We start from the raw sequence: 25,404 nt of genomic DNA, 5'->3' as shown, positions 1-25,404 counted from the left end.
TGGTTTTTTTATGCCTGCGATTTACCTGACCTGTCAGCTGATGCGTTGCTCTTTGACCAGTTCACCCTGAAGTTGTGAAACAATCTCGAATGAATGCAGGCGTGCCTGATGATCAAAAATCTGGCCGTTGATCATCAGTTCATCGGCTTCAGTTTCCCGCAGAATATTTTGCAGCCCCTGACGCACACTTTCTTTATTGCCGACCACCGACATACGCAGCGCATTATCAACGCCAAAGCGTTCCTGAGCGGACCATAAGCTTTCGATGTTATCAACCGGCGCAGGGAGTTTACCCGGCATTCCACGGCGCAAATTGATGAACTGTTGCTGATTAGAGGTGAACATCCGGCGCGCTTCTTCATCCGTGTCGGCAGCAATGGCATTGATACATACCATGGCGTGGGGTTTCTCAAGCTGTGCAGAAGGCTGGAACTTGCTGCGGTAAATTGCTAATGCCTGATACAGCATGTCCGGTGCGAAATGTGAAGCGAAGGCGAAGGGCAGTCCGAGCGCCGCCGCCAGCTGGGCGCTGTAAAGGCTTGAGCCCAGTAACCAGATCGGCACATGCAAACCCTGTCCGGGCACGGCCTGGACAGGTTGCTGCGGCTGAACGTCACCGAAGTACATCTGCAACTCCTGCACATCCTGCGGGAAGTTGTCGATTTCACCGGAGAGATGGCGGCGCAGGGCAATCATGGTGCGCTGATCGGTGCCCGGCGCACGACCTAATCCCAGATCCACACGGTTCGGGTAGAGTGTAGCGAGCGTACCGAACTGCTCGGCAATCACCAGCGGTGAGTGGTTCGGCAGCATCACGCCGCCGGAACCCACGCGGATTGTTTTCGTCCCACCTGCAATATAACCCAGCAGCACAGAGGTTGCCGCACTGGCGATGCCGGTCATATTGTGGTGTTCCGCCATCCAGTAACGCTGGTAGCCCCATTTCTCGGCATGTTGTGCCAGTTCCAGTGAACACTGAAATGCGCGGGCAGGATCGGCGCCCTGCGGAACCGGTGCCAGATCGAGAACGGAAAGGGGGACGGTGTTTTTATCAGACATAATCGCAGCTCACTCTTGATTGAGGTGAGTGGAGAAAGTATTCACTCCGCTCATAATTAGAACGAGTATCACCCAATAGTAATAGATTGAATACGGCATTTGTGCCCTTAAATGCCATTTAAACATCCTAAAATAGGATTGAATTAACCTAAACTATCATTTCAGCCAATATGTTGTTTTGAGTTAAAAATGCTCTGTTTATCCCGCTATGATTTCACTGATATCTGTATGTTCCGCCTGAAGAGATTGATGCAACAAAGGACAATAATATGGAAAGGATACCCAAAGCCGCTGATAAAAACAGGCAAACAAAAAGGATGTCGTACCGATGAGTAAACGAATTTTATTGACCCTGCTGCTGATTGCAGTGGCGGTTTCTCTGGCTGTGTTGTTCCGGGCGCACAATCAGGATCTGTTATTGCAGGGTGAAGTGGATGCACCGGAAGTCATTGTGGCCTCGAAAGCCAAAGGCCGGGTGACAGAACGTCATGTAGAACGCGGTGACGATGTCAAAGCCGGACAGCTATTGATTACCCTCGACAGCCCCGAATTAATGGCGCAGTTACGTGCGGCTGAAGCGGCGCGCGATCAGGCAAAAGCGCAGCTTGATCTTTCCGTTAACGGCACGCGTGAAGAAAGTATTCGCAATCTGAAAGCCACGCTGGCGCAGTCGCAGGCGGAATACATTAATGCACGGGACCTTTATAACCGTAATGCCAAAATGGCATCCAAAGGTTTCATTTCTGCGGCTGATTTGGAAGATTCCCGCCGCGCCCGCGACAGTGCTTATCAGCAGGTGCTGGTGGCCAAAGCCAACCTGGATGAAGGCGTCAACGGTGACCGCGTCGAGCAACGTGAAAGCTATGCCGCTCAGTTGCGCCAGGCGGAAGAAGACCTTCTGGAAGTGAAAGCGCAAACCGATGATTTATTAGTCAAAGCCCCGGTTGATGGTGAGGTCGGACCGATTCCTGTGGAGGTCGGCGAGTTGCAAAACGCCTCGAGCCCGTTACTGACGTTGGTTCGTCTGCCTGATGCGTATTTCGTGTTTAACCTGCGTGAGGATATCCTGGCGGGCGTGCGTAAAGGCGATAAAGTCCGGATACGCGTTCCCGCGCTGAATAACCAGATGATCGAAGCGGAAGTGCGTTACCTTGCTCCGCTTGGCGATTATGCGACCAAACGCGCCACGCGGGCGACCGGCGACTTTGATTTAAAAACTTTTGAAGTGCGTCTGTATCCCGCGAAACCTGTGCCCGGATTACGTCAGGGCATGAGCGCATTGTGGCAATGGCAAGCTCAATGAGGCCGGTCAAAGCGCCGCGCAGTGAAAGGGTGAAAGCCGCATGGCGCTGTTTCAGTCGGGCTTTTACCCGCGAGGTCCGGCATGCTTTCCGCAAGCCGGTGATCCACTGGTTGTGCTGGATTTTTCCTCTGCTGCTTTTCGGGCTTATCAGCAGTAACTTCTCGGAAGGTACATTGCTGGATTTACCGGTATCTGTGGTCGACAATGATCATAGTCCGCTATCCAAAATGCTGGTCCGCAAACTGGACGCCGGTTCTCACGCGCACGTGCAGGCTTTTGAAGGCGGTTTGCCGGAAGCTGAATACCGTCTGCGTACCGCGCAGGATTATGCGCTTTTGTATATTCCCAACGATTTTGAAGCCGATGTGCTGGCCGGAAAACAGCCCGGCGCCGTCCTCTATTACAACGCATTATTCTACGGTGCCGGATTATATTCCACGCAAGATTTCAGCGGACTGATCACCGAACTTAATACCCGCTACCGTTCAATCATTGCGACAGAAATGGGGAAAACGCTGCCTTCGCTGGCAAGTGTAGATCTCTCGTACGGCAGCCTGTTTAACGCCAGTGGCAGCTACATTTATTATCAGCAATTTGCCGCGACCATCCATCTGCTGCAACTGTTTACTGTCACCTGCATGATTTACGTGATGGCGCGCAGCCAGGCATTACTCGGCGCACCTTCGTTCACACTGGCATTGCTTGGCAAACTCGCGCCATACACATTGTGTTTTACCACGTTGCTGATGGTGGAAATCGCCATGCTGGTCGGGTTTTTTGACGCCCGTGTCAGTGGTAATCCTTTGTATATGCTGCTGATCGGTTTTTTCTATGTGATCGCCGCACAAAGCCTCGGATTACTCCTTTTCACTTTCACTAAAACCACCATCACGGCTTACACCATGATGGGGATTTTCGTCAGTATTGCGCTGACTTTCTCGGGCATGGCGGTGCCGGTGCTATCGATGCCGTTGCCAGCCCGTATCATTTCCGGTATTGAGCCGCTGAGTTATGCGCTGGCCGCCATGTTTGATGTTTTCCTGCGGGAAGTGTCAGTGCGCGGCATTCTGATGGTGTGTTGCATTCTGCTGATCTATCCGCTGCTGACCAGTTTGCTGGTGCGTAAACGCCTGTATATGCGAATGAAACAACAGGAACCAGGGCAATGACGGGTCGCGAATGGGGTAAAACCTGGTGGAAAACCTTCAGTAAAGTGCTGACCGGTTTGCTCGATAAACCGATGTGGATGATGTTACTGCTTTCACTGTGTGTGATGAGTCTGGTTTATGCCAACAGAACAGTGTGGGACTTGCCCGTCGCGGTGATCGACCAGGATCACAGTACGGCCAGCCGCATGCTGTCCCGCCAGCTTGATGCGGGGTCGAAAATTGCCACCGTCGCGTATGACAATCTGGCTGACGCGGAACACGATCTGGCGCTGCGAAAACTGTTCGCAGTGATCATCATGCCGGTCGATCTGGAGAAGAAGATCCTCGCCGGACAAAATATTGTGATCCCGGTGTATGGTGATGCCACCAACCGGCTGGCAAACGGGCAGATTCAACAGGATGTGCTGTCGGCGTATCAGTCGATCCTGACGCAGTACAACACAGATTTGCTGCTCAGCAACGGTTTCAGTGAGCGTCAGGCCAGCGTGGTGCTTTCGCCGATCCTGGGCCAGTCATCTGATCTGTTTAACCCCGGCATCAGTTTTGCCGCCATTATTTTTCCAGGTTTACTGGTGATGCTTTTGCAGCACTCATTACTGATAGCCAGTGTGCGCGTCAGTATTGTGCTCAACAGCGGGCCTTCCGGGAAATCATCGATCCCGGCGTTTCTGGGGGGAATTTCAGCCTTGATTCCGGTCTGGCTTTTTCTGTCGATTGTATTGTTCGTATTGTGGCCCTGGGTATTGGGTTACCGGCAAACGGCAACCATTCCTGAGATTTTGCTGCTGACGTTTCCGTTCCTGATGGCGGTATTAGGTTTAGGGAAACTGGTGACGGAATGTCTGCGCAGCGTGGAGCTGATTTACCTGACGCTGGCGTTTCTGACTACGCCGGTCTTCTATATATCAGGTACCATCTGGCCGTTGCAGGCGATGCCCGCATGGGTTCGGGCGATTTCTTCCATGCTTCCTTCAACGTGGGCGACCAAAGCCATTGCCGGTGTGAATCAGATGGGATTGCCGTTTAAAGACGTGGGTGGCGACATTATGATGCTGCTGATCCTGTGCGTGTTTTACACTTTCATTGGCATTGCCGTGGGCATGTTGCGTGATGGCGTCCGGCTGCGCGCGATGTTCCGGCCGAAGCCTCCGCACTTATAAAAAAGGGATATGGCGCAGTGGTCATATCCCTTCTTAGTGTTGTCTGTCTGTGGTTACTGGCGCAGTTCCAGCCCGGCGACACGCTGCCAGTAGCCATTACAGTCGGCTTTATCGGTAAGTGTCAGCGGATACAGTCCGCGTTCGTTGGTGCGAAACGCTTCAAGCGTGGCGAGTGTGTCCATGGTTTCCGGCGACAGACGCACAATGTCTACCAGCCCCTGCATTGACATAAGTTCGTTACCCAGGTTATAGCAATAGCCGCTTTGCGTCTGAATGCCGTTGAGCACGAACACCTGCTGATTTTCCTGAGACAGCATTTTACGGCCCTGCGGATAACTGATGCAGCAGGTTTCACATTCATCCTTCGCCCGGTTTTCTGAACGTGCAGTAAAACAGCGCGCCGAATACGCCAGTGGCAGATGCCCGTAGGACAGCACTTCTACGTCAAATTTATCGCGAATGCCCAAAGCCTGGCATTGGTTGAGCAGATTCACCAGCCAGTCACGGGAAAGCTCGACGGGCATACACCAGCGCACCATGCCCTGTTTATGCAGCAATTTCAGCGTGACCGCGTTGTAGCAATTCAGCGCATGGCCGGCGACAAATGGCAGATTGCGTTCCGCCGCCATATTCACCGCGCCGAAATCATTGGCTTCGAGCAAAAATTCACCGTTCTCCACATAGCGTTTCAGTTCATTGAGCTCTGACGGTGCCTGCAACAACGCCAGCGTGGAAATCACCACCTGTTTACCCGTTGCAGCCAGCTGACGCGCGATCTCCAGCCAGTCGTTCACTTTCATTTCCCGGCGTTTGGCACACACATTTTCGCCGAGGTAAATCACATCCGCGCTGCTGGTCGCCGCAGCCTGATAAAAGTCTTCCACCTGTGCTTTCGGCCAGTAATAAAGGAGGGGGCCTAAAGAATATTTCATCATCGTCTCTTCAGTTACTGCCACTTGCGGTGATAGGCACCCAGCGTCGTTTGTGTGCCCTCAGACATGGAGCCCAGCGTGTTCATCCAGGCTTCCTCGGTTTTAAAGTTTTGCGGATCAGCCATGCAGCGGTCGATGGCCGCACGCCATACGCGTGCGACCTGGCTGACATATGCCGGGCTGCGCTGACGCCCCTCAATTTTCACTGACGCAATATTGGCGGCGAACAGTTCCGGTAATAATTCCAGCGTGTTTAAACTGGTCGGTTCTTCCAGCGCATGGTATTTCGTGCCATCCACCAGATAACGGCCTTTACACAGAGTCGGATAACCGGCGTTTTCGCCTTCGTCATAACGGTCGATCAGCACATCATTCAGACGTGATTCCATGCCCTGCGTGGTCTGTTGCCAGCGTACGAACCGTGCCGGAGAACAGGCACCCACAGTATTGGGCGATTCGCCGGTCAGATAGGACGAAAGATAGCAGCGGCCTTCGGCCATAATGCACAGGCTGCCGAATGCGAATACTTCCAGCGGCACAACGGTAGTACGGGAAAGCTGACGCACCTGATGCATGGAAAGCACACGCGGCAATACCACGCGGGCAACATCAAAGTTGCGTTTATAGAAACGAATGGCTTCGTCGTTGGTGGCGGAAGCCTGCACCGATACATGGCGTTCAACATGAGGATATTTATTCGCCGCGTAATCCAGCATCGCCAGATCAGCCAGGATCAGCGCATCTGCGCCGAGTTGTGCCGCCATATCTACCGCGCGTTCCCAGCGCTGATAACCGTCAGGATGGGCAAATGTATTGATAGCAATATGCAGTTTACGACGGTGGCGGTGCACGTAACTGGCGGCTTCCTGCAGCTTTTTTTCCGTAAAATTCAGGCCGGCGAAATGGCGCGCATTCGTGTCATCTTTCAGACCGATATAAACCGCATCTGCGCCATTGTCGATCGCCGCTTTCAGCGCAGGTAAATTTCCTGCCGGGCAAAGTAGCTCCATTCTCGTTCCTTACTGCAACCGGTCAGCCAGAGCTGAACAGTTGGGGGTGATGAAAAGCCAGTTGCCGACGTCATTCATTCATCAGTCAGGGCTTTGATTGGCGAACTATTTTAGAGAATGCAGGGATGCAATATTTTGATTTGAGGCAGTTTCTGCGGCTTTGAAGGGCTTACCGCCCCCGGGGAGGTTGTACGTGGCGTTTTTCTGTTGCAGTATTTATTGATATAGACCGCTGAACGTTACCGGCAATGTGTCAAAATAGGCCGCATAACCGCCTTAAAACTTGTCGAAAAGTTACCGAGAGGAGTAGTGCCAGTGTTGCAAAAACTACGTGCACGTTTGGTTCGTCAGGGACCCACCCTGTTGAGTGTGCCTTTGAAATTCACGCCATTTGCATTACAACGTCAGGTTCTGCAACAGGTGCTGAGCTGGCAGCTTCGTCAGGCACTGGCTGATGGCGAACTGGATTTCCTCGAAAACCGATGGCTGAAAATTGATGTCAGCGATCTGAACCTGAGCTGGCTGATGTCGGTGGGCGAAGGTAAGCTGATGATCGCTGAACACGGCGAGGCGGATGTCAGCTTCAGCGCAAACGCTAACGACCTGATCCTGATTGCCGCCCGTAAAGAAGATCCTGATACGCTGTTCTTCCAGCGCCGTCTGCGCATTGAAGGCGATACGGAGCTCGGTCTGTATGTGAAAAATCTGATGGATTCTATCGATCTTGATACCATGCCGCTGTTGCTGAAAAACGGCCTGCTGCGTCTGGCCGGTTTTGTCGAAGCGGGACTGCAAGAGGACCGCGGGTCAAAAACTCCGGTAGCTGAGCCATGTTAATCCGTACTGAAATTCCGGTCGATGCTGCGGGCATAGACCGTCTGCTGCGCGCCTCATTTCCGACTGGCGCAGAAGCTGATCTGGTGCAGGAGTTGCGTGAAGATGGTCTCCTGACGCTTGGCGTGGTCGCGACCGACGATGAAGGGGGTGTCGTGGGGTATGTGGCATTCTGTCCGGTGGATATTCAGGGCGAAGACCGTAACTGGGTGGCGCTGGCACCGCTGGCGGTAGAGCACTCTCTGCGTGGTCAGGGACTGGGCGAAAAACTGGTGTACGAAGGGTTAGATTCCCTGAATGAATTTGGTTATGCCGCCGTCGTGGTATTAGGTGACCCTGCGTATTACAAGCGTTTCGGTTTTCAACCTGCGGCTGCTCACGGCCTGCATTGCCGCTGGACAGATACTGAAACCATGTTCCAGCTGTTTACTTTGGCAGACGATGCGCTGTCCGACGCCAGCGGTGAAGTGGTCTTCCCGTCAGCGTTTAATCGCTTCTGATGACAGTCAGAGGGCACAGAGGCCGGTTTCCCGGCCTTTTTTATTTTCCGCTTTCCGCGAATCCCAGATAATTTTCCAGGCATTCCGGCGCGTTTGTCACCAGCAGCTCTTTCTGTGCCTTACTCAGTTTTTTGACTTTTATTTCCAGCTTTGATGCCCGCGAGCGGTCACCTGCCTGGCACTGAAATGCCAACGCTAATTCTCCTTTCCCACGCAATGATTTCGCTCCTTTACCACACTGATGCTGGGCGAGACGCCGCGTCACGTCTGTCGTGATGCCGGTATAGAGCATCCCGGTAGGCGTTCTCAGCATATATAAAAACCAGTTGGCGGTGACGGGCATAAGCTTAGGTATGGGAAAGGAAAAGGTCGTGTCAGTTTACCCGAAAGGCACAACAGAGTGAGGCAAAACATCGTCATACAGCGTTAAACTGTGAAAAATGAAGATGAGGATTGGCGATGAATAACCCTGATGATCTGCAACATATCCTGAAATTTTTGAAAAAGAACCATGTATTGGCGCTGTGCGCTACTGTTGACGGCGAAATGTGGAGCGCTAATTGCTTTTATGTTACCGATGAGGGCAGCATGACGCTCTATTTCATGACAGAACTCAAAACTCTTCATGGCTCGCTGATGTCCCGATCGCCACACATTGTGGGAACGATTGCGCCACCTCCGAAATCCATCGCGCTAATTAAAGGCATTCAGTATCGTGGGGAAGCTACCGTTCTCGATGGTGAAGAAGAAAGCCGTGCGCGCAGTCAGTATTGTAAACGTTTCCCTGTCGCCATCGCGATGAAAACGCCGGTCTGGGCACTGAGGCTCAGCCACATTAAAATGACAGATAATGCGTTGGGATTTGGTAAGAAACTTGTATGGGACAGAGAAGAGACACGGTGATTTGCCCCTCTGTGCAGAGGGGCGGCGGGTTTATTCTGCCAGAATCTTCAGTGATTCACGGTTAAAAGCGGGCAGATCATCCGGCGTCCGGCTGGTGACCAGCGTGTTGTTGTCGACCACCACTTCTTTGTCATAAAACTCGGCACCCGCATTTTTCACGTCCACGACCACCGGTTTCACCGTGGTGAGTTTGCGTCCCCGAACGACATCGGCATTAATCAGCAATTGCGGCCCGTGACAGATGGCGAAAATCGGTTTGCCGCTATTGGCGAACTCCCGGGTAAATTCGACAAACCGGTCATCTCCGCGCAGGGTATCCGGCGAATGTCCGCCGGGCAGCAGCAGGGCGTCAAACTCAGCGACGTTCACATCATCAATTGATTTATCAATGGTAACGGAAGCTTTCCCCTGCTTGCCTTTAATGACGTTACCCGCTTTGTTCTCAATGGTGATGACCTGATGTCCAGCCTCGCGATAAGCCCCGGCGGGTGAAGTGAATTCAGAATCCTCAAATTCATCAGTGATGAGTACCGCTATCTTCTTGCTCATGGTTCCTCCTGCTGAGAATGTGTTTTTTGACTTACCCCCATAATCCTAGAAGCCAGGGACGGACTGATCAAACTGGATTCCTCCGAGTCTGGTCAGGTAACAGGAACTGTCTTATAGCGTGATATTCACATTCAGGTAACACTTCGATCCTCTGTGTCTGTATGCCGTGATTTAAAAGGAAGTGATATGGCAAAAGTTCTTCTGCTGGGTGGGAGTGGTCTGATCGGGAGGGAGCTTTTACGCCTGCTGCAGCTGGATCCGCGTGTCAGCCGTATTGTTGCGCCGAGTCGCCGTCCGTTGCCACCGGGCAATAAACTGATCAATCCGCTGGGCACGAATCTGACCTCACTGGTTGTTGCACTTGATGAACCGATTGATTTGCTGTTCTGCTGTCTGGGTACCACACGTAAACAGGCGGGAAGTGCACAGGCATTTCGGGCCGTGGATTACGATCTGGTGGTCGATTGCGCCAAAGCGGCACGGGAACTGGGTGCCCGCCATTGTCTTGCTGTCAGCGCACACGGCGCGGATGCGCATTCGTGTTTCCTCTACAACCGCACCAAAGGTGAAATGGAACTGGCGCTGATGCAACAGGGCTGGCCACTGCTCACGCTGGTCAGACCGTCGCTGCTGGTAGGCCGGCGTCATCCGCCGCGCCTGCTCGAGCAACTGAGCGCACCATTATTTAAAATGCTGCCAGGGAAATGGAAAGCCGTGGAGTCTGACATTGTGGCAAAAGCTTTGCTGGAACAGGCATTTAACGCCGGGTTGGGGGGGATCACCGTGCTGGATTCCGATCAGATTGTTGCCAGCGTTGAAGAACTTTAATGCACAGGGATCCGCTTCAGCGGATCCCTGTGATAAGCTGACAGGCAAAAAATGCGAATTTCCTGCCTGTCAAACCCTGAGCCCGCTCCCCGCCTTCTCTACAGATATTTTTCCGCAAACACAGCCAGATCTCTGAAGTCCGGCATCCTTTCTTTCAGTGTTTCATGATCCCAGTTCCACCACTGACTTTTCTCGATCCGTTCGATCATACTGTCGTCAAACCGCATGCCGATCTTTTTAGCCGCCACGCCTGCGACGATGGAGTATGGCTCGACGTCTTTGGTCACTACGGCTGACGTACCAATGACCGCGCCATTGCCGACTTTCACGCCGGGCATCAGCACCGCGTTATGACCAATCCATACATCATTACCCACGGTGACGTGATGTTCACGTCGCCAGTCGAAAAATGCCTGATCGTCCTCACCCAGCCCGTATGCTGAACTGCGGTAGGTAAAATGGTGCTGAGCCACACGCTGATAAGTCGGATGGTTACCAGGATTGATCCGTACATAGGTGGCGATCGATACAAATTTGCCGATCGTTGCGTAGAAGATCTGATTATTCCCGGCGGTATAGGAGTAATCGCCGATCTGCGTTTCTTCAATAATCGCATTATCGGCAATATGTACATATTGTCCGAGCTGCGATCCGTTCAGCTCGACCTGCTGACCAATTTTAGGTCGGGCATAATCCTGTTCATCAGCCAGCGAAAAGGGAGAAATGATGTCTGTCATAGGATCCTTCATTGTGAAGTTACGGGATAAACAGGCGTACTGACCGGCAGAGAAAGGATCGCCAGCAGATGCTGTAAGGTGTCCTGCAATGCACCGTCGTTGTTCAGCAGATGGCACTCTGCGGGCAGCGTGCTGGCATATTCTCTGGCACGTTGCAGACGGCGGGCAATTTGCGCCACATCCTCACGTCCGCGCTGCGAAAGTCGTGAGGCCAGCACAGGATCCGATACCTGCAAACACACCGGGAGCAGGCGCTGGCCGTAACGCTGACGGGCTTGTTCCAGATGAGCACGCGAGCCGTTCATCACCACATGACAGCCCAACTGCATCCAATGGTCGATCTCAATGCCCACGCCATACCGGCACTGGTGTGCGACCCATTCCAGCGCGAACAATCCCTGCTGACGGCGTTGCATAAATTCAGCTTCGCTCAATGCAATATGATTTTCCGAACCGGCATCTGCGGGGCGCGTAATATAACGATGCGCCACCGTGACATTGTCCGGTAAATGTTGACGCAGGGCATCCAGCAAACTGTCTTTTCCCGAGCCAGAAGCGCCCATCAGATAGAGTAAACGACTCATTTCATCTCCTTAGACTCTCATCCCCTCAGAACACCTGAATGCCCTGACGCCAGACGTTTTGCACGTAATGATGATCGCCATGCGCGCGTGCCAGCACCAGATCCGCGCGCTTGCCTTCGGCTATTTCACCGCGATCTTTCAGGCCCAGGGCATTGGCCGGATTACGTGTTACCAGTTTCACCGCCTGCGGCAGGCTGAAAGCGTTATTTTCATCACCGGCAATGCGGAAAACAGCATCGAGCAGGCTGGCGGGATAGTAATCAGAAGAGAGAATATCCAGCAGACCGAGCGAGGCCAGATGATGCGCCGGGACATTGCCGGAATGGGACCCGCCGCGCACAATATTTGGCGCACCCATCAGCACCTGCAAACCGTTGGCGTGCGAGGCGCGTGCGGCCTCTTCAGTGGTCGGAAATTCGGCAATCACGCTGCCGAGTGCCAGCGATTCTTCCACATGCGCGGCCGTCGCGTCGTCGTGGCTGGCCAGTGAAATATTGCGTGCCCGGCAGTGCGCGGCAATGGCTTCACGGTTTGGCTGTGCCCAGCGGCGCGAGAGGGCGATTTGCTCTTCCTGATAGTCGTCCATCTGCTGGTCGTTAAGGTGGTACTTGCCCTGATAATACTCACGGTATTTCTGCGGCGTGGCGAACTGGCGCTGGCCCGGTGAATGGTCCATCAGCGAAACCAGTGACAATATTGACGTATCCATCAGCTTTTCGAACAACGGCAAGGTGGTTTCATGCGGCAGTTCGCAGCGCAGATGCAACCGGTGTTCGGCGCGGTTTAATCCGGCATTCTGGCTGTTGATGATAGCGTCGATCATCTTTTGCAGATTATCCAGACGATGCCCGCCGTCGCGCACATCACCGACAGCGACGGCGTCCAGCACCGTGGTGATGCCGCTGGCGACCATCAGGGCATCATGACTGCTCATAGCCGAATGCGCCGGCCAGTCAACTTTCGGGCGCGGCGTGAAAAATTTATCCAGATTGTCGGTGTGCAGCTCGATTAAACCCGGCAGCAACCAGCCGCCCTGCGCATCCAGCGCCTGTGGCAACTGACTGCAGCTGTCTGCGAAGGCGCTGATCACGCCGTTTTTCATCTCAAGCGATCCTTCAACAACCTGATCGTCGAGTACCAGTCTGACGTTATTGATGATCATACGGACATCTCCGGCGCGGTTTCGGGGCTCATTTCATACAAACGGTCGGCAACACGTTGGCGCACATCCTCGTCATGGAAAATCCCGACGACCGCCGCACCGCGTGCTTTGGCCTGCTCAATCAGCGTAACCACGGCGGCGCGGTTAACCGCATCCAGTGAGGCGGTAGGTTCATCGAGCAACAGCACCGGATAATCGACCACAAAACCACGGGCGATATTCACGCGCTGTTGTTCGCCACCGGAAAACGTTGAAGGCGCAAGATGCCACAGGCGTTCCGGTACGTTCAGATGGTGCAGCAATACGCTGGCGCGTGATTCACTCTGCGCTTTATCCACACCCAGTTCGAGCAGCGGCTGCATCACCAGATTCAGCGCGCTGATACGCGGAATAACCCGCAAAAACTGGCTGACCCAGCCGACGGTATGACGGCGAACCGCCAGAATCTCGCGCGCTTCGGCGCTGACGATGTCGATTTGCTGACCCTGATGCTCCACCCAGATGGTGCCGCTGTCCGGCAAATAGTTGCCGTATAAGGAGCGCAAAAGGGTGGATTTTCCGCTACCGGACTGGCCATGCAGCACCACACATTCCCCGGCATTGACCGTCAGACTGGCGTGACTGAACACCGGTAATCGGGCACTGTTCTGGTTATGCAGCACGAAAGTTTTACTGAGATTTTCGACCCTGAGCTTCGTCGTCATTTTGGTCACTCTTTCTCTGGAAGTAGATTCAGGACAGCACGGAAGAAACAAGCAGCTGTGTATAGGGATGATGCGGATCGTCGAGCACGCGGTCGGTTAAACCACTTTCCACCACCTGACCTTGTTTCATCACCAGCAAACGGTGCGCAAGCAGGCGGGCAACGCCAAGATCGTGGGTGACAATCACTACTGCCAGCTGCATTTCCACCACCAGCGTGCGCAGTAAATCCAGCAGACGTGCCTGAACGGACACATCCAGGCCACCGGTTGGTTCATCCATAAACACCAGACGGGGATGCGTCACCAGATTGCGGGCGATTTGCAGACGTTGCTGCATTCCGCCGGAAAACGTGGTCGGCAGGTCATCAATACGTGAAACCGGGATTTCGACATCTTCCAGCCACTGACCGGCCTTCTTGCGGATATTGCCGTAATGGCGCTCACCGACAGCCATCAGACGCTCGCCGATATTTCCCCCGGCTGAAACCTGGCGACGCAGGCCGTCCATCGGATGTTGATGCACCACGCCCCAGTCGGTGCGCAGCAGACGGCGGCGGTCACTTTCGGGCATGTCATACAACGATTGCGCAGGAACCTGCCCGTTGTTGTAAATCACGTTGCCTTGCTGCGGCGCAAGACGGGCAGAAATCGACTGCAACAGTGTGGTTTTGCCGGAACCGGATTCGCCGACAATGCCCAGCACTTCGCCGGGATACAGATTGAACGACACATCGCAAAAGCCTTTGCCCGGCGCATAAAGATGAGTCAGGTTATTCACCGACAACAGCGGCCCGGCGGTAAGATTTAAGGGAGTGTTCATCAGTGGTTACCCTCGTTTGAAGCCTGTTGCTCAACCTGCTGAGCGCAAAAATCGGTGTCGGAGCACACGAACATGCGGTTGCCCTGATCGTCGAGCACCACTTCATCGAGATAACTGTGGTGCGAGCCGCAGAGGGCGCAGGGCTCATCCCATCGCTGAGCGGTAAACGGATGATCGTCAAAGTCCAGACTTTCTACTTTGGTGAACGGTGGCAGGGCGTAAATGCGTTTTTCACGTCCGGCGCCGAACAGCTGCAATGCAGGCATCATGTTCATTTTCGGGTTATCAAATTTCGGGATCGGCGACGGATCCATCACGTAACGATCATTCACTTTCACCGGATAGGCGTAGGTGGTGGCGATATGGCCGAAGCGTGCGATGTCTTCATACAGCTTCACCTGCATCACGCCGTATTCTTCCAGCGCGTGCATTTTGCGGGTTTCGGTTTCACGCGGTTCGATAAAACGCAGCGGCTCCGGGATCGGCACCTGAAAGATCAGGATCTGATCTTCCTGCAACGGTGTTTCCGGAATGCGGTGACGGGTCTGGATCAGGCTGGCTTCCACGGTTTTCCCGGTGGTTTTCACCCCTGCGACGCGCTGGAAGAATTTACGGATCGACACGGCATTGGTGGTGTCGTCAGCGCCCTGATCGATAACCTTCAGCACGTCGTTTTCGCCAATCACGCTGGCAGTCAGCTGGATCCCGCCGGTGCCCCATCCGTAAGGCATCGGCATTTCGCGACCGGCGAACGGCACCTGATAACCGGGGATCGCCACCGCTTTCAGGATGCCACGGCGGATCATACGTTTGGTCTGCTCGTCGAGATAACCGTGGTTGTAGCCGGTGATCGTTTGGGCGGCATTATTGTTCATGGGCGGAGTCCTGTTGTTTTGCGGCGCGCAGGCGTTTTAACAACTCCAGTTCGGCCTGGAAATCGACGTAATGCGGCAGCTTGAGGTGCGAGACAAAACCGGCGGCTTCGACGTTATCGGCATGGGATAACACGAATTCTTCATCCTGCGCCGGACTGCTGATCTGTTCGTTGTATTCACGGGTTTGCAGTGCGCGATCGACCAGCGACATCGACATCGCCTTGCGTTCAGCGCGACCAAACACCAGTCCGTAACCGCGGGTAAAGTGCGGGGGCTTGTCTTCCGGTGCGACAAAACCGTTCACCATCTCGCATTCGGTCAGCAGGATTTCGCCGATATCAATCGCAAAGCCCAGCTCTTCCGGCACGATTTCGACCGTCAGCCAGCCGGTGCGGATTTCACCGGCGAAAGGATGCGTTCGCCCGTAACCGCGCTGCGTGGAATAGCTCAGCGACAGCAAAAATCCTTCATCGCCGCGGACAAGTTGCTGCAGGCGCGCGGCGCGGGATGCCGGATAGACAGGCGGCGTGCGGGTGATATCTTCCGGTTCGCTGCCGTCATCTTCTTCCTGAATCGCCAGCTGTTGTTGCGTGAGTAAATCAAACACATGGCCGCAGTTTTCCGGCTGCGGTTCATCTGCCACTGGCGTGAACGGCGCTTCGCCTTCGGCCAGCAGCGCAAAGTCGAGCAGACGGTGGGTGTAATCGTAAGTGGGACCGAGCACCTGACCGCCGGGTAAGTCTTTATAGATGGCGGAAATACGCCGTTCAATACGCATCGATTGGGTATTCAGCGGCTCGCTGGTGGCCAGACGGGGTAATGTCGTGCGGTAAGCGCGTAGCAGGAAAATGGCTTCAACCAGATCCCCGCCGGACTGTTTAATGGCCAGTGCTGCCAGTTCGCGGTCATAAATCCCGCCTTCGCTCATGACGCGGTCGACTGCCAGACCTAATTGTTGTTCGATCTGATCACAGCCGATTTCATTCACATTCGTGTTGCCACGGCGCTCGTGCGCCAGCAACTGATGGGCGGCGGCAATCGCCTTCTCACCCCCTTTAACGGCTACATACATCAGCAGACCTCCACGCGCGTGGTGCGCGGTATGGCAATCAGTTCTTCGCCGCAGGTGAACATAAAGTCCAGACCCAGCGGGAAACGGTGAGGACGGTTCAGCAGATAATCGCGCACGCAATCAGGCAACTGTGGAGAAATAATCCGGCTGTTTTCAATGCCCGGCCCGCGCAGGCGCAGCGGCGTGCCACCGGTCAGGCTTTCGAGCTGAACAATCACGCTGGTCGCCAGCTCCGGCGACATTTCATCGCCGCACGGGAAAGCCAGCAGGGTTGCGCTGTCCAGCGCAGGATCAGCCAGCGCAAAACTGACAGCGGATGGGTCATTGGTCAGTACGGCGCCGGTATGAAAACGCAGGTTTTTACGCAGGATTTCATCGTTAAGCGATGCACTCAGCCATAGCGGTGTGTCCTGATCGATAAGCGTCAGCAGCACACAGGCACTGGCGGATCCCAGTGCGCCGAAACCGGGCATGGCAGGCAGTTGTACGCTGATGCCTGGCTCGCTTAATCCTTTGAGAATACGGCGAAAACTGTACTGCGCATCGGCGACCGGATGCTGAAAACTGGCAACAAGTGACATGAGTTATTCTCCACGAACCAGAGTAAAGAAATCGACGCGGCTGGAAGCCACTTCGCGGGCACGTTGCTGGCGGCGTTCCTGTTGCAGTGCGGCCAGCGGTGCTATCACGCGTTTATGCAGCAGTTCGTCCATGCCCTGTATTTGCAGTAATGCATCAATGATGGCGCACAGTTCGGCGTGGGCTTTATTGCGACCGGCAACATAGCTGTAGCCATAGATGCCGTTATCGGTGCGGATAACCGCGCGGGTAATGGTCATGTCGCCCATCACGAAACGTTTACCGGTACCCCCCATCCGGCCCTGAAGCTGAGTCAGGCCGGTTTCAGCTGCACGGAGTCGCTCAAATTGCGGCGATAAATTCAGCGGTTGCCAGTGTGCGAGCAACTCATCAGGCCGGCTGTGAGCCAGCACTGACATCCAGCGCTGGCGGGTTTGCAAGTGATCCATTCAGTGCTCCATTGTCAGTTCAATCATGTCGGCACGTGTCAGGCTGACGGAGTATTCCGCCACGGACGCGTTGCTTTCACAGATATTCAGGGTGCGGACACACAGCAGCGGTGCCTGGGGTACGATTTCAAGTAATTTGCTCTCTTTAGCCAGTGCGCGGCGGGCATTAATGCGGGTGGTACGGCGGGTGAGTTTTTGCTTAATTTCCTGGCGAATAAAATCATGCAGCGAGCCGCTGTGGAAATTTTGCAGCGCAGGCCACCAGTCCAGGTCCGGTAAATAGTGGTCAATCACGCAGACCGGCACGCCGTTAACGCGGCGTAACGTACGCAGATGGATCACCGTATCGCCTTCCTGACGGGACAGTGCCGCCGCAACGTGGTCGGTCGCCGGACGCAGCACCGCCAGCAGTCGTTCGCTGGTCGGGTGACTGCCTTGATCCAACAGGTTCTGACTGAACCGTGCCTGTGAATGCAGCGGATAATCATAAGGGCGCATCAGGACCAGCGTGCCAATTCCCTGGCGGCGTTGCAGCCAGCCGCGATCCACCAGCTCATCCACCGCACGGCGCAGCGTATGACGATTTACCTGAAAACGTTCGGCAAGCTGCTGTTCCGGTGGCAAATAATCGCCACAGCGGTAACCGTTACGCAGTTCCTGTTCCAGCTCAGCGGCAATTTGTTGATAGACAGTCGTGTGACTGGTCGGATGTCTAGATAAGTTCATCACAATGAATACCTCGCACGGGAGAAACAGGCAAAGGAGAGCGCTGCGGTAATGTGCATTCGCCGGAGAATTTTTCGGAAACGAAATAAAGGAGACATGATGCAAACCTCAGTTCGGTGTTGGCATCATGTTGGAGAAGTTAAGTGACAGTTGGGTGAAGTTCTGGTTGCAGTGATGTGAAAGATGAAATAAGGGGAAAAAAGTTCAAAATTGAGGGAACTTTTTGAAACGCGATTTATTAACATTTACCTTAGGATAGTTTTTACTAAATGTTTATTCTCCTTTGATTCTATTAGATTTTATCTTTCCTCCAAATGTAAATTATTCTAGGTGTTTTTTACAATTTAGATCTTAAGTTATTTTAATTTATAATCATCCATATCTTAATTTAAAAAAAAGACAGGGCAATTAAACGAAATGCTTAACACGAAGTGGAGTTCTAAAAGTATAACCCGGTGTTTTTCATGCTGAATTTAAAAGTGAATATACAATAGCGGCATAAATTCATTTGGGTTGTAAATAATAAATCAAAAAAACATAATAAAATATAATTAATCGCATATGGAAGTGATTTGTTAAAAATTAGTATATATTTCAACTATCGTTCATTTATGTACAATATGCATCTTCTAGAGCGGTTGATTATATTTGTCTCAATAACAAGGAAAAGTTATTTATGTTAAAGAAATCCAAACTTTTATTATTGCCTGTTTGCTTATTTGCCAGCAGCATGGCGGCCAGTGCTGAAGACGGTACCATTACTTTTACCGGTACCATTAGTAGTGCAACCTGTATTGTCAATGGTGGGACTGATGAAGGCCTGACGCCATCTGGTACTTTTACGGTCAACCTTAAACCTGTCAGCACGACAGCATTGGATGCTACCGGTAAGAAAGCCGGTGACACGCCATTTTATATCAGCTTAAGTGGTACTGACTGTCCGAATGGTAAATTTGCTAACGTTTCCTGGGAACGTGCGGCAAGTACCAAAATTGACAGTGCGACCGGTAACCTGATGAACTCTACTGCTTCAGGTTCGGCAACGAAAGTACAGGTTGTCTTGTCTGACGAAAACAAACAAGCCATCGATTTACGTGTACCAGTGACTGATCCGACTACCGGTAAAGCAATTTCAAATAATGCTGCCCGTTTTGATTATTGGGCACAATATATTGCTACCGGTGGTGCAACTACTGCAGGTACAGTGAATACTGACGTTGTTTACTCCATTATTTATAACTAAGAATAATAACCAGGGTACTTGTACCCTGGTTAATTATCGGAGTATTAAAGATGAAGCTAAAATTGGCAATTCTATTGCCTCTGTTTTTCTCATTCCTGACGCCAGCCTTTGCCTCTATTCAGGTCATGGGAACGCGGGTTATTTTTAACGCCAAAGAAAAAGAGCAATCAGTCCGTATTAATAATGTCGGGGATGCTCCTGCGCTTATTCAGGTCTGGATTGATAGTCGCCGGGAATCAAGCGTTGAAGATAAAGAGAATTTACCTTTTATCATCAACCCACCGATTGCCAGAGTTAATAAAGGCAAAGGGAAGGTCTTACGTATCTTTCCGACAGACGAAACAGCCAGTAAATACCCTCAGGATCGCGAGACGATGCTTTGGATAAACATTCTCGATATACCCCCTGAAAGTGAGAATGCAGCTGATAAGAATCTGATGAATATTGCGGTAAGAACACGCCTTAAATTCTTTTACCGCCCGGCGGGCTTAAAAGGCGAACTTTTAACTGCTTCAGAGAATGTTGCCTGGACCACACAGAAAACAGCAACAGGCTATAAAGTTACGGGAAGCAATAACTCGCCATATTATATTTCTTTTGCCTCGCTAAAGATTGCGGGTCAGGAAGATACTATTCTTCAGGGCGATGTTATCGAACCTTTCAGTAGTAAAGTGTTTGAATTTAAAAATATTAAAAATTCTACGGCACCGGTCCTTAAATATACTTTCATCACAGACCTGGGTGCGTTTGTCAATAAGGAATTGAAATTGTAATGACGTAACGTTATTGCAATAAATTAAGGGATATTTTTGTGATTCGCTTAAATCAAGCATCAAGAAATTTTTCCGCTTTTATAGTGGGATTTTCCAGTTTCATGGTAAGTAATGCATTTTGCGAAACAGTGCCTGTTACTGGAATGACGCTTGGAAGCAATATTGAATCTAAGAGTACTGTAAAAGAGAAAAAAACCGTACGGTTTAACAATGGGTTTATGGTCGGTAATCTTGCAGGCATGGATCTCTCGGCGTTTGATAATGAAGAATTAACGAAACCAGGCGACTATCACGTAGATGTTAAAGTCAATGGCAAATCTATTGGCGTAAAAAAAATTAAATATGTCTCTGTAGGTAGCGAAATTCAACCTTGTTTAACAAAAGAGTTTATTTATCAGTTCGATATTGATACTTCTAAGCTTCATGCCGGATGGGATGTGGATAAGTGTATACTATTAAGTAAGCTCATTCCTTCCGCAACATTTAAGTATGACTCTGATGAAGAAACATTAGAGTTTTCTATACCCCAGGTAAGCTTACTCAATAATCCTGAAGGGTATGTTAACCCTGCGCTTTGGGATAATGGTGTACCTTCTTTAGCGGTAAACTATTCTCTCAGCGCAACGAATGTGCGTAATCAGGATCATACCTCCGATGATTACTATTACGGAAATGCCCTCTCTTCATTAAAGTTGGGAGCATGGCGTTTCTATACGTTCGACAGCGTCACTAAAGACAGCACTTCCACCCAGTGGGATCATATTTCAGCGTATACACAGCGTGCAATCGCACCGCTTAAAGCCGAAATGAAAGCCGGTGATATCAACACGACCGGCGAACTGTTTAATACCGTTTCGCTGCGTGGTGTCAGTTTAGCCACTGATGAACGCATGCTGCCTGATTCACTGCGCGGCTATGCGCCGGTGATCCGTGGTGTTGCGGATACCAATGCAAAAATAACCATCAGACAAAATGGTAATGTCCTTAAGGAACTGACAGTTCCACCCGGTGAATTCGAAATCACGGATCTTTATGCTACGGGCTATGGCGGTGATCTGGAAGTTACAATCACCGAGGCAACAGGTCAGGTACGTACCTTTATTACGCCTTACTCCAGCGTACCGATGTTATTACGTCCGGGGCAATCGAGATTTTCAACCACTGTCGGTGAAATACGTAATGACTCATTACGCGATAAACCCCTGGTTCTGGAGGGAACTTACCAGTATGGGTTGACTAACCAGGTCACCGCTTACACAGGTTTTCAGACCACAGAGGATAACGAATATTCCGCGCTGATGGCCGGTGCTGCTGTCAATACACCCATAGGGGCTTTGGGGGCCGATATTACCCGGTCCTTCACCTCGTTCGAGGTGGAAGATGAGGATTCCTGTGATCGTTTCTGCAATATGAGTTTGAAACTGAGTCTGGCTAAATTTTTCAATGACACCGGAACGAACCTCAGCCTTGCGGGTTACCGTTATTCAAGTAAGGATTATTATTCTCTCAGTGATGCTCTGCTGACCGCTCAGGCATTAGAGGACGATGATGGTAAATATTTACCTATTAACTACCGGGATAAGGTTGAAATAAATATTAGCCAGAACCTTATCGATGGCTGGGGGAATGTTTATCTTTCCGGATACTATGGCCGTGCCTGGGATTCACAAACAGAAAAAAATAACACCAGCAGCTATCAGTTTGGTTATTCCAATTCATGGCATGCAATGAGTTATAACATTAACTTCAGCAAAACTATTGATGAAGATGGCGATACCGATGATGCGATATATCTCAGTATGTCAGTGCCATTTGGTACGCTGCACTCGAAGGTGCCGAAACTTAATGCGTCTGTCAGCTACAGCGACCAAGACTCCAGCATCAGAACCGCGCTGAACGGTACTGCCGGGGAATATAACCAGATGTCGTATGGTGGCTGGATAAACTATGTACAGGATCACCAGACAAATGCAGGGATAAATTTAGGTTACAGCGGCAGTGCCATGCAGGGGAATATCGGGTATAGCCAAACCGAAACTTCATTCATGACCACGATGAATGCCAGTGGCGGGATCGTATTGCATGAAGGAGGCGTTAATTACAGTTCTGCATTGAGCGATACCTTCGGTATTGTCGAAGCGAAAGGAGCAACAGGCTCACATGTTTACCCTGATATGATCTCTCAGGTTTCAGAGAATGGGTATGCCATTATTTCCTCACTCAATCCTTATCAATATAACGATATTTATCTTGATACTAAGGGTGCGGATATGGAAGTCGAAGTTGACGATACTAAGGCAAGTTTAGTTCCTACTGCCGGCGCCTCAGTAAAACTAAGTTTTAAAACAAAAAATAACATCAATAAATTCTTACTTATTAAAGATAAAAAAGGTGTTGTTGTCCCTTATGGAGCGATGATTAAAGACAGTGATGAAAGCGTCCTTGGGATTGTTGGGCAGGGCGGAAGGGCGATGGTGGCTCAGCCTGAAAATAATGCTGAACAATGGTTAACCGTTTCCTGGTCTGAAAAGAAAAACGCTCATTCTTGTCGTATGAAATATATTCCAGACGAAAAGGAATCTGCAGAAAAAACAGTTGGTATCGCCACACTCAATAAAGTGTGTGAATAGCGATAACTCATATTTATTGATAACTTAAGGAGGGGCATGATGAGGTTGATAATATCAGTCGTTATGCTGGGTTTATTATCCTGGCTGATGCCTGTGTCTGTGGCATTTGCCGCTAATGACTGTACCATCACACAGGGTAAAGCCCTTAATGTTTCCGTTATAATACCGACGCTCAGGCCCGCCAGTAAAGGCACAGTGGGAACCGTATTAGGAAGGGCCGAAGTGAATACTTCAGCCATCACCTATACCTGCGGAGCGTTGATTCGCAATACCTGGCGTTCAGCTTTTACCCGGCCAGAGTCAACGCTGCAGGCATCGGACAATGTTTATAATACGAACATTGTCGGTCTTGGGATCCGGTTAAGTTGGCCGGCTTCCAGAAATGCCTATTTCCCCGATGCCTTTGAGTGCATAGGCATATGTACTGAACCTGCTGATAAAGTCGTTCTGGAGTTTGTTCAGACTGGTGTCATCAAAAGCGGGACGATCCCTGCTGGCCTTATCGGGCATGTGAGTTTAGTTGCTGATACCAGCCCGGGTACACCGGTTGATATTGTCACTATTAATTTAGGGGCACCTATTGATGTGGTGCCACGCTCATGTGCCATTTTAACAACCACTCAAAACGTTGATTTAGGCACCTATTCCCTGGCTGATTTTCAGAGCCGGAAGGTCAGGCGGGGCGCAGAAGTCCCCTTTACGCTGATATTAAGTTGCCCTGATCAAACCTCAGTGCAATTTCAATTTCGGGGTGAAAGACCCGTGGGTGCACCGAACGGATATATTGCTAATTGCGATGACGAAAGCTGTGCTCAGCAGGTCGGTGTGAGATTGCTGAATAATTCAGGATCCGCTATTGATACCGCAGGTGCTTCTGTCGATGCGACAGGAAAGAAAGGTGCATCAACCATTATATCGGGTGATAAAACATTTGGATATAAAGCACAAATATATCCGCTTGATGAAACTAAAATGACCGCCGGTAAAATAGATACTTTCGTGGTTTTTGATATTTTAATGAATTAATGAATTACACATATAAATACTATTTAGGGAGAATCTAATGTATAGGAAATACAGCGCGTTGGGCGCTGGCTTACTTGTGGTTTCACTTTCTGGGCAGGCCGCTGTATTGACGCCAATGAACTCAAATCGTGATCTTGACCAGTTAGAACGTCGCCAGACGCAAATGAATATTGAGCAGGAAAAAAGCCGCGAAGCAGAAATTATCAATGCTGAGAAGAATAGCGAACAGTTGCCTGATAGCTTTGCGAAAGCCGGGCCAGGGTATAAATTTGATATTAATGAAATTACGGTGTCGGGTGATGAGGAGTTTGCTGACTCCCCACAGCGTCAGAAAATTATTGATGCCTATAATCATAAGAAAATGGGCCAATATGAGATTATTTCGCTCGTTAAAGATCTGACTAATTTTTATGTGGGTAAAGGCTACACAACCACCACCGTGACTATTCAGGAAAGTAGCCTGAAAAGCGGCGTTCTGACACTTAAAGTGTTGTGGGGCAAAATTGATGGTTTTAGCGTTGAGGGGAAAAACCCAAATTTTCGCCAATCGACCCGTCTGTTCAGTGCAATCCCATTTGCCAAAAATGACGTGCTGAATATGTCTGACGTAGACCAGGGGCTGGATAACCTCCTGCGCGTCTCCGGGGGCAGCAAACTCATTATTGTCCCGTCAGATAAAAATGGCTATTCCACCCTGGATTTACAGAACAGCGATGTTCAGATGTTTTCAGGTAGCCTGGGGACCAATAACTCAGGCACAGAAAGAGATGGCTGGAGTCAATATTTTGCCAGCCTCAGTGCGAATAATCTGGTCGGTTTTAATGATGTACTTAACTATTATACCTCATTCAATGATCTGAATAATAATAATGATAATCAGAAGTCCTGGTCTCTGAACTACAGTATCCCGTTGGGATATTGGGCATTTGATACACAGTATTATCATTCAAGTTATGACAAAACCATTGGGGGAGATTTCGGTGGTTACGGTTCCGACGGTTCATCCGATCGTTTGTCGCTGAAAGTCAGCCGGATGCTTTTCCGTAATGCACAGGGTAAAACCAGTGCTTATGCCAAAGTAGAAACTAATGACAGTAACAACCGCATCGAAGGCTCACAAATTGATGTGAGCAGTAAGCGTTTCTCGAATGTGACACTGGGGTTAACCCGGGTCGGCACGATGTTTGATGGATCACTTTACGCTGATCTGAGTACGACCTTTGGTGTGCCATGGTTTGGTGCTGCCTGGAAAAACGACCCTGATTTAACGGGGTTCGACATCGATGCCGTGAAATACAACGGTTTGCTCAGTTGGTCAAAGAATCTGTATCAGGCCGGGCGTGTTGGCGTCGAGTATGAACTGGGTTCTGGTTTCCAGTATACAGATGATATTCTGGTCAGCGATGAAAATATGAGCGTAGGCGATGAATATACCGTTCGGGGCTATAAAGATAGTTATATGTCTGTAAACAGCGCTGCCTACATTTCCAATACTTTCAAATTCCCAATCAGTGTATTTAAATACGGCATCAATCAGGTTTCACCGTTCATTGGTTATGATTTGGCCGTGGTAAAAGATAATTGTTCCCAAGATGTCTCTTTGTGCCATGCAGAATACATGACCGGCGCGGCAATAGGTTTGAAATTTAATGCCACTCATTTCAATAGTGCATTGACTTATAGCCGCCCGTTAACAGAACCAACCTCATTAAGACATACCGGCATGTCAGAAGAAGCAATTTATTATAATGCGTCAGTTTCGTTTTAATGAACAACA

The 25,404-nt window shown here is 50.9% G+C and carries 27 protein-coding genes; 12 read left to right on the top strand and 15 right to left on the bottom strand.

Annotation, left to right across the window (positions count from 1 at the left end; translation table 11 throughout):
• Positions 1-33: 33 nt before the first annotated feature.
• Complete coding sequence (locus EVX52_RS15640; RefSeq protein ID WP_129954349.1) at positions 34-1,059, bottom strand: luciferase-like monooxygenase; 1,026 nt, start codon at positions 1,057-1,059, stop codon at positions 34-36.
• A 328-nt stretch (positions 1,060-1,387) separates the two neighbouring features.
• Here EVX52_RS15640 and EVX52_RS15635 point away from each other — a divergent pair, with 328 nt between their 5' ends.
• From EVX52_RS15635 to EVX52_RS15625, 3 genes are read left to right on the top strand one after another with little or no spacing between them, the layout of a single operon-like run.
• The gene (locus EVX52_RS15635; RefSeq protein WP_129954351.1) at positions 1,388-2,362 is read left to right on the top strand and encodes an HlyD family secretion protein; all 975 of its coding nucleotides are present in this window, start codon (positions 1,388-1,390) and stop codon (positions 2,360-2,362) included.
• A complete protein-coding gene (locus EVX52_RS15630) occupies positions 2,359-3,531 on the top strand; it encodes an ABC transporter permease (protein ID WP_129954624.1) in 1,173 nt (390 codons plus the stop codon). Before EVX52_RS15635 ends, EVX52_RS15630 begins: the two co-directional genes overlap by 4 nt.
• Positions 3,528-4,691: an ABC transporter permease gene (locus EVX52_RS15625; protein ID WP_129991635.1), complete on the top strand. Its 1,164-nt coding sequence runs from the start codon at positions 3,528-3,530 to the stop codon at positions 4,689-4,691. Before EVX52_RS15630 ends, EVX52_RS15625 begins: the two co-directional genes overlap by 4 nt.
• Before the next feature lie 53 nt (positions 4,692-4,744).
• On the opposite strand, the gene EVX52_RS15620 is transcribed toward EVX52_RS15625, so the two are convergent.
• Together EVX52_RS15620 and EVX52_RS15615 are read right to left on the bottom strand one after the other, a co-directional pair.
• Complete coding sequence (locus tag EVX52_RS15620; RefSeq protein ID WP_129954625.1) at positions 4,745-5,623, bottom strand: U32 family peptidase; 879 nt, start codon at positions 5,621-5,623, stop codon at positions 4,745-4,747.
• Between the two features lie 14 nt (positions 5,624-5,637).
• The gene (locus tag EVX52_RS15615) at positions 5,638-6,633 is read right to left on the bottom strand and encodes a peptidase U32 family protein (RefSeq protein WP_129991634.1); all 996 of its coding nucleotides are present in this window, start codon (positions 6,631-6,633) and stop codon (positions 5,638-5,640) included.
• 315 nt (positions 6,634-6,948) lie between these two features.
• Between EVX52_RS15615 and EVX52_RS15610 the strand changes: the two genes are divergently transcribed.
• Complete coding sequence (locus EVX52_RS15610) at positions 6,949-7,470, top strand: SCP2 domain-containing protein (protein WP_129954357.1); 522 nt, start codon at positions 6,949-6,951, stop codon at positions 7,468-7,470.
• The gene (locus EVX52_RS15605; RefSeq protein WP_129954359.1) at positions 7,464-7,967 is read left to right on the top strand and encodes a GNAT family N-acetyltransferase; all 504 of its coding nucleotides are present in this window, start codon (positions 7,464-7,466) and stop codon (positions 7,965-7,967) included. The genes EVX52_RS15610 and EVX52_RS15605 overlap by 7 nt, the downstream gene beginning before the upstream one ends.
• 40 nt (positions 7,968-8,007) lie before the next feature.
• Here EVX52_RS15605 and EVX52_RS15600 read toward each other — a convergent pair whose 3' ends face one another.
• Positions 8,008-8,310: a GIY-YIG nuclease family protein gene (locus EVX52_RS15600; RefSeq protein ID WP_129954361.1), complete on the bottom strand. Its 303-nt coding sequence runs from the start codon at positions 8,308-8,310 to the stop codon at positions 8,008-8,010.
• Between the two features lie 116 nt (positions 8,311-8,426).
• Here EVX52_RS15600 and EVX52_RS15595 point away from each other — a divergent pair, with 116 nt between their 5' ends.
• On the top strand, positions 8,427-8,870 hold the full coding sequence (locus EVX52_RS15595) for a YhbP family protein (RefSeq protein WP_129991633.1): 444 nt from the start codon (positions 8,427-8,429) through the stop codon (positions 8,868-8,870).
• Between the two features lie 30 nt (positions 8,871-8,900).
• On the opposite strand, the gene EVX52_RS15590 is transcribed toward EVX52_RS15595, so the two are convergent.
• Positions 8,901-9,419, bottom strand: a complete 519-nt coding sequence (locus tag EVX52_RS15590) for a type 1 glutamine amidotransferase domain-containing protein (RefSeq protein ID WP_129954365.1) — start codon at positions 9,417-9,419, stop codon at positions 8,901-8,903.
• A gap of 186 nt (positions 9,420-9,605) precedes the next feature.
• Between EVX52_RS15590 and EVX52_RS15585 the strand changes: the two genes are divergently transcribed.
• Entirely contained in the window at positions 9,606-10,247 is a 642-nt protein-coding gene (locus EVX52_RS15585; RefSeq protein WP_129991632.1) for a hypothetical protein, read from the top strand.
• A gap of 98 nt (positions 10,248-10,345) precedes the next feature.
• Here EVX52_RS15585 and EVX52_RS15580 read toward each other — a convergent pair whose 3' ends face one another.
• Genes EVX52_RS15580 through phnF form a run of 10 tightly spaced genes read right to left on the bottom strand, consistent with a single transcriptional unit; the run spans position 10,346 to position 17,955 of the window.
• The gene (locus tag EVX52_RS15580) at positions 10,346-10,984 is read right to left on the bottom strand and encodes an acetyltransferase (RefSeq protein ID WP_129954369.1); all 639 of its coding nucleotides are present in this window, start codon (positions 10,982-10,984) and stop codon (positions 10,346-10,348) included.
• 8 nt (positions 10,985-10,992) lie between these two features.
• Positions 10,993-11,568, bottom strand: a complete 576-nt coding sequence (gene phnN / locus EVX52_RS15575) for a ribose 1,5-bisphosphokinase (protein ID WP_129954371.1) — start codon at positions 11,566-11,568, stop codon at positions 10,993-10,995.
• A gap of 25 nt (positions 11,569-11,593) precedes the next feature.
• Positions 11,594-12,730 (bottom strand): alpha-D-ribose 1-methylphosphonate 5-triphosphate diphosphatase, encoded by a 1,137-nt coding sequence (phnM, locus tag EVX52_RS15570; RefSeq protein ID WP_129954373.1) that lies wholly within the window; start codon positions 12,728-12,730, stop codon positions 11,594-11,596.
• The gene (gene phnL / locus EVX52_RS15565) at positions 12,727-13,434 is read right to left on the bottom strand and encodes a phosphonate C-P lyase system protein PhnL (protein ID WP_129954375.1); all 708 of its coding nucleotides are present in this window, start codon (positions 13,432-13,434) and stop codon (positions 12,727-12,729) included. Before phnL ends, phnM begins: the two co-directional genes overlap by 4 nt.
• Positions 13,435-13,462: 28 nt before the next feature.
• Positions 13,463-14,254 (bottom strand): phosphonate C-P lyase system protein PhnK, encoded by a 792-nt coding sequence (phnK, locus tag EVX52_RS15560; RefSeq protein WP_129954377.1) that lies wholly within the window; start codon positions 14,252-14,254, stop codon positions 13,463-13,465.
• Positions 14,254-15,129: an alpha-D-ribose 1-methylphosphonate 5-phosphate C-P-lyase PhnJ gene (locus EVX52_RS15555; RefSeq protein ID WP_129954379.1), complete on the bottom strand. Its 876-nt coding sequence runs from the start codon at positions 15,127-15,129 to the stop codon at positions 14,254-14,256. The genes phnK and EVX52_RS15555 overlap by 1 nt, the downstream gene beginning before the upstream one ends.
• Complete coding sequence (locus EVX52_RS15550; protein ID WP_129991631.1) at positions 15,119-16,201, bottom strand: carbon-phosphorus lyase complex subunit PhnI; 1,083 nt, start codon at positions 16,199-16,201, stop codon at positions 15,119-15,121. The genes EVX52_RS15555 and EVX52_RS15550 overlap by 11 nt, the downstream gene beginning before the upstream one ends.
• Positions 16,201-16,782 carry a phosphonate C-P lyase system protein PhnH gene (gene phnH, locus EVX52_RS15545; RefSeq protein ID WP_129954383.1) on the bottom strand — a complete coding sequence of 194 codons (582 nt, stop codon included), beginning with the start codon at positions 16,780-16,782 and terminating at the stop codon, positions 16,201-16,203. The genes EVX52_RS15550 and phnH overlap by 1 nt, the downstream gene beginning before the upstream one ends.
• 3 nt (positions 16,783-16,785) lie before the next feature.
• Complete coding sequence (gene phnG, locus EVX52_RS15540; protein WP_129954385.1) at positions 16,786-17,229, bottom strand: phosphonate C-P lyase system protein PhnG; 444 nt, start codon at positions 17,227-17,229, stop codon at positions 16,786-16,788.
• The gene (gene phnF, locus EVX52_RS15535; protein ID WP_129991630.1) at positions 17,230-17,955 is read right to left on the bottom strand and encodes a phosphonate metabolism transcriptional regulator PhnF; all 726 of its coding nucleotides are present in this window, start codon (positions 17,953-17,955) and stop codon (positions 17,230-17,232) included.
• A 676-nt stretch (positions 17,956-18,631) separates the two neighbouring features.
• Here phnF and EVX52_RS15530 point away from each other — a divergent pair.
• Genes EVX52_RS15530 through EVX52_RS15510 form a run of 5 tightly spaced genes read left to right on the top strand, consistent with a single transcriptional unit; the run spans position 18,632 to position 25,395 of the window.
• Positions 18,632-19,198 carry a fimbrial protein gene (locus EVX52_RS15530; protein ID WP_129954389.1) on the top strand — a complete coding sequence of 189 codons (567 nt, stop codon included), beginning with the start codon at positions 18,632-18,634 and terminating at the stop codon, positions 19,196-19,198.
• A gap of 50 nt (positions 19,199-19,248) precedes the next feature.
• Complete coding sequence (locus EVX52_RS15525) at positions 19,249-19,971, top strand: molecular chaperone (RefSeq protein WP_129954391.1); 723 nt, start codon at positions 19,249-19,251, stop codon at positions 19,969-19,971.
• 38 nt (positions 19,972-20,009) lie between these two features.
• A complete protein-coding gene (locus tag EVX52_RS15520; protein WP_129991629.1) occupies positions 20,010-22,601 on the top strand; it encodes a fimbria/pilus outer membrane usher protein in 2,592 nt (863 codons plus the stop codon).
• Positions 22,602-22,637: 36 nt separating this feature from the next.
• On the top strand, positions 22,638-23,627 hold the full coding sequence (locus tag EVX52_RS15515; protein ID WP_129991628.1) for a fimbrial protein: 990 nt from the start codon (positions 22,638-22,640) through the stop codon (positions 23,625-23,627).
• Positions 23,628-23,664: 37 nt separating this feature from the next.
• A complete protein-coding gene (locus EVX52_RS15510) occupies positions 23,665-25,395 on the top strand; it encodes a ShlB/FhaC/HecB family hemolysin secretion/activation protein (protein ID WP_129954397.1) in 1,731 nt (576 codons plus the stop codon).
• The last annotated feature ends 9 nt before the right edge of the window (positions 25,396-25,404 follow it).

Source organism: Rahnella sp. CFA14(1/10) (assembly GCF_004195095.1).
GTDB lineage: Bacteria > Pseudomonadota > Gammaproteobacteria > Enterobacterales > Enterobacteriaceae > Rahnella > Rahnella perminowiae.
The sequence above is the reverse complement of the archived record's forward strand: the minus strand, read 5'-3'. Positions and strand labels throughout refer to the sequence as shown.

Bases quoted from the DNA above. Each gene is read 5' to 3' on its own strand.
- EVX52_RS15640 (WP_129954349.1), bottom strand. From the start codon at position 1,059: ATGTCTGATAAAAACACCGTCCCCCTTTCCGTTCTCGATCTGGCACCG.
- EVX52_RS15635 (WP_129954351.1), top strand. From the start codon at position 1,388: ATGAGTAAACGAATTTTATTGACCCTGCTGCTGATTGCAGTGGCGGTT.
- EVX52_RS15630 (WP_129954624.1), top strand. From the start codon at position 2,359: ATGAGGCCGGTCAAAGCGCCGCGCAGTGAAAGGGTGAAAGCCGCATGG.
- EVX52_RS15625 (WP_129991635.1), top strand. From the start codon at position 3,528: ATGACGGGTCGCGAATGGGGTAAAACCTGGTGGAAAACCTTCAGTAAA.
- EVX52_RS15620 (WP_129954625.1), bottom strand. From the start codon at position 5,623: ATGAAATATTCTTTAGGCCCCCTCCTTTATTACTGGCCGAAAGCACAG.
- EVX52_RS15615 (WP_129991634.1), bottom strand. From the start codon at position 6,633: ATGGAGCTACTTTGCCCGGCAGGAAATTTACCTGCGCTGAAAGCGGCG.
- EVX52_RS15605 (WP_129954359.1), top strand. From the start codon at position 7,464: ATGTTAATCCGTACTGAAATTCCGGTCGATGCTGCGGGCATAGACCGT.
- EVX52_RS15600 (WP_129954361.1), bottom strand. From the start codon at position 8,310: ATGCCCGTCACCGCCAACTGGTTTTTATATATGCTGAGAACGCCTACC.
- EVX52_RS15595 (WP_129991633.1), top strand. From the start codon at position 8,427: ATGAATAACCCTGATGATCTGCAACATATCCTGAAATTTTTGAAAAAG.
- EVX52_RS15590 (WP_129954365.1), bottom strand. From the start codon at position 9,419: ATGAGCAAGAAGATAGCGGTACTCATCACTGATGAATTTGAGGATTCT.
- EVX52_RS15585 (WP_129991632.1), top strand. From the start codon at position 9,606: ATGGCAAAAGTTCTTCTGCTGGGTGGGAGTGGTCTGATCGGGAGGGAG.
- EVX52_RS15580 (WP_129954369.1), bottom strand. From the start codon at position 10,984: ATGACAGACATCATTTCTCCCTTTTCGCTGGCTGATGAACAGGATTAT.
- phnN (WP_129954371.1), bottom strand. From the start codon at position 11,568: ATGAGTCGTTTACTCTATCTGATGGGCGCTTCTGGCTCGGGAAAAGAC.
- phnM (WP_129954373.1), bottom strand. From the start codon at position 12,730: ATGATCATCAATAACGTCAGACTGGTACTCGACGATCAGGTTGTTGAA.
- phnL (WP_129954375.1), bottom strand. From the start codon at position 13,434: ATGACGACGAAGCTCAGGGTCGAAAATCTCAGTAAAACTTTCGTGCTG.
- phnK (WP_129954377.1), bottom strand. From the start codon at position 14,254: ATGAACACTCCCTTAAATCTTACCGCCGGGCCGCTGTTGTCGGTGAAT.
- EVX52_RS15555 (WP_129954379.1), bottom strand. From the start codon at position 15,129: ATGAACAATAATGCCGCCCAAACGATCACCGGCTACAACCACGGTTAT.
- EVX52_RS15550 (WP_129991631.1), bottom strand. From the start codon at position 16,201: ATGTATGTAGCCGTTAAAGGGGGTGAGAAGGCGATTGCCGCCGCCCAT.
- phnH (WP_129954383.1), bottom strand. From the start codon at position 16,782: ATGTCACTTGTTGCCAGTTTTCAGCATCCGGTCGCCGATGCGCAGTAC.
- phnG (WP_129954385.1), bottom strand. From the start codon at position 17,229: ATGGATCACTTGCAAACCCGCCAGCGCTGGATGTCAGTGCTGGCTCAC.
- phnF (WP_129991630.1), bottom strand. From the start codon at position 17,955: ATGAACTTATCTAGACATCCGACCAGTCACACGACTGTCTATCAACAA.
- EVX52_RS15530 (WP_129954389.1), top strand. From the start codon at position 18,632: ATGTTAAAGAAATCCAAACTTTTATTATTGCCTGTTTGCTTATTTGCC.
- EVX52_RS15525 (WP_129954391.1), top strand. From the start codon at position 19,249: ATGAAGCTAAAATTGGCAATTCTATTGCCTCTGTTTTTCTCATTCCTG.
- EVX52_RS15515 (WP_129991628.1), top strand. From the start codon at position 22,638: ATGATGAGGTTGATAATATCAGTCGTTATGCTGGGTTTATTATCCTGG.
- EVX52_RS15510 (WP_129954397.1), top strand. From the start codon at position 23,665: ATGTATAGGAAATACAGCGCGTTGGGCGCTGGCTTACTTGTGGTTTCA.